We start from the raw sequence: 2,560 nt of genomic DNA, 5'->3' as shown, positions 1-2,560 counted from the left end.
GACCTGCCGCAACGGCGGGTGAAAATTCACGAGCAGAAGACTTTCGAAGTCACCGAGTACGAAGTCACGCGTCACTACGACCGCTATACGCCGTACCAACCCTGGCGGGAGGTTTACGAAATCCCGCTGGGCGCGGTGGCCGTGGTGGCGGGTATCGGTGCCAATGTGGTCAACGTGTTCGCCCTCGGCAATCTGCCGGACAGCGTCACCAAGGACTGGCTGAGCTACGGTTTCGCCGGGCTCAACCCGTTCATGAACGTGCAGTCCCACGGCCGTGCGCAGCAAAACCTGGCTGGCATTGATGAAGTCCAGCGCGACAAACGCACGGAGTATTCAAGCCTGCCCTGGAGCGAGCGCCCGGTTGAGGTCAAGGCCGGCAAGGAAACCTTCGAACTGAGCACTGACAAAAACGGCGTATTACGCCTGAATCTGTTGGACAGCCCGTTCGCCGAACATGACATCAATCATCTGAGCCGCTTGCTGATCCGTGTTGCGGATGCCCAGGACAAGGTGCACATCGATTCCACCCTGGTCATCAGCGGCAACTTGCGCAGCAAGCTCTATGAGGCCCACGGGCTGATTTATGACGATCTCGAAGGTGACGAAGTCAATCAGTGGGTCCACCGGGTCAAACGCCTGTCGGAGCTGGGTCTTGAAGAAGAAGCCAGCGAACTGGAACAGAGCCTGATCGAACTGACGCGCAACGATCCCGAATTGCAGACCGAGTTTCTGAAGTCGCTGGCCCGCAATGGCGAGCGACTGGTGGCGAATCCGGGGCTGAACTGAAAGCTAAAAGCTTCGCGAGCAAGCCCGCTCCCACATTGGATTTCCATTGTTCACAAATCCAATGTGGGAGCGGGCTTGCTCGCGAAGGCGGCCAGACATTCACCGCCTAACCTCAATCTTCCACTACCGCTCAAACAACTCCATCTGCTCGAACCCGCCCCGCAAGTCCTCCAGCCGCACGCCGACGCCCAACAACCGCACCGGTTTACCGCCGCGATTGAACGCCTGGGTCAACATCAACTGATAACTCCCCAGATCCCGCCCTGCTCCGGCTTGCTCCAGCGTGGTCTGGGTAAAATCATGGAACTTCACTTTGACGAATGGCTTGCCAGGCCGATAACTGCTGTCGATTCGCGCCATGCGACCGGCCAGGGTTTCCAGCAACTCGGGCAATTTATCCAGGCAACTCGCCAGGTCCGGTAGATCCACGTCGTAGGTATTTTCGACACTGATCGACTGACGACGACTGTCGTTGTGCACCACCCGCTCATCAATCCCACGAGCCAGACTCCAGAGCCGCTCGCCAAAGCTGCCGAATTCGCGCACCAGCGCCAACTTGTCCCACTCGCGCAATTGCAGGCAATCGGTGATACCCAGCTTGCCGAGCTTGTCGGCGGTGACTTTGCCGACCCCGTGCAATTTGCTCACCGGCAAGCCACTGACAAAGTCCTCGACCTGGTCCGGAGTAATGACGAACAGGCCGTTGGGCTTTTTCCAGTCACTGGCGATCTTGGCCAGAAACTTGTTCGGCGCCACCCCCGCCGACACGGTGATATGCAACTGGTTGGAGACCCGGCGCCGGATGTCCTGGGCGATTCGCGTTGCGCTACCACCGAAATACGCACTGTCCGACACATCGAGGTACGCCTCGTCGAGCGAGAGCGGCTCAATGATCTCGGTGTAGTCGCGAAAGATCGTGTGAATTTCCCTGGACGCCTCTCTATAAGCATCCATGCGTGGCTTGACGATGGTCAGGTCCGGACACAGTTTCAAGGCATGCCCCGAAGACATCGCCGAACGCACCCCGTACGCTCGTGCTTCATAATTGCAGGTGGCGATCACCCCGCGCCGATCCGCCGACCCACCCACCGCCAAAGGCTTACCGGCCAGACGCGGGTCATCGCGCATCTCAATGGCGGCGTAGAAACAGTCACAATCGACGTGGATGATCTTTCGCTGAGTCATGGCAAAGCAGAGTTCATGGTAAGGAAAAGGCGTATTGGTGTGACGGACATCCAGTATCTCACCGGCACCTGTATATAGCACCAGTAGTCTGAATGTTCTTTTCGACTCGTAGGAAATGTCGTTGGTAAATTTATTTTTTCAATCAAAAAAACATTCACGATAGAGCCGCACGCCTTGCCCCGCCTGCCTCACAGGCTGATCCACCCGCCCCTCGGCAAGCTAACCGATTGAAGCAAAACAGGTTTTATCGGAATTGAAGGTTGACACCCCGGCGTATCTCTATAGAATGCAGCCACACAGACGCGGGATGGAGCAGTCTGGTAGCTCGTCGGGCTCATAACCCGAAGGTCGTCGGTTCAAATCCGGCTCCCGCAACCAAACATCAAAAAAGGCTACTCGAAAGAGTGGCCTTTTTTGTGCGCGCTCGTTTTGTCGCGCCGAGCGCCAAAACGAGGCCTGGAGACTCAGCGACGCCAAAACCGGAAATCGTTCTGATTCCGAAACTTAGGCCATCGCTGCGACCGTTTGCCGCAATTCAACGTTTATTTGACCTGCTTCAGGATTAACGGTTGACACCCCGGCGTATCTC

2 protein-coding genes and 1 tRNA gene are annotated in these 2,560 nt (G+C 57.0%); 2 read left to right on the top strand and 1 reads right to left on the bottom strand.

The annotated features are described in order from the left end of the window. A partial coding sequence (locus PMI28_RS12565) for a hypothetical protein (RefSeq protein ID WP_007987736.1) occupies positions 1 to 786 on the top strand: 786 nt, incomplete at its 5' end. A 123-nt stretch (positions 787 to 909) separates the two neighbouring features. Here the strand turns inward: PMI28_RS12565 and dinB are convergent. Beyond that, on the bottom strand, positions 910 to 1,971 hold the full coding sequence (dinB, locus tag PMI28_RS12570; RefSeq protein ID WP_007987734.1) for a DNA polymerase IV: 1,062 nt from the start codon (positions 1,969 to 1,971) through the stop codon (positions 910 to 912). 301 nt (positions 1,972 to 2,272) lie between these two features. Between dinB and PMI28_RS12575 the strand changes: the two genes are divergently transcribed. Beyond that, positions 2,273 to 2,349, top strand: a tRNA-Met gene (locus PMI28_RS12575). The last annotated feature ends 211 nt before the right edge of the window (positions 2,350 to 2,560 follow it).

It is taken from the genome of Pseudomonas sp. GM48 (genome assembly GCF_000282335.1).
In the GTDB taxonomy this organism is placed as follows: Bacteria; Pseudomonadota; Gammaproteobacteria; order Pseudomonadales; family Pseudomonadaceae; genus Aquipseudomonas.
Note: the sequence above shows the minus strand (reverse complement) of the source record. Positions and strands in the feature narration are given on the sequence as shown.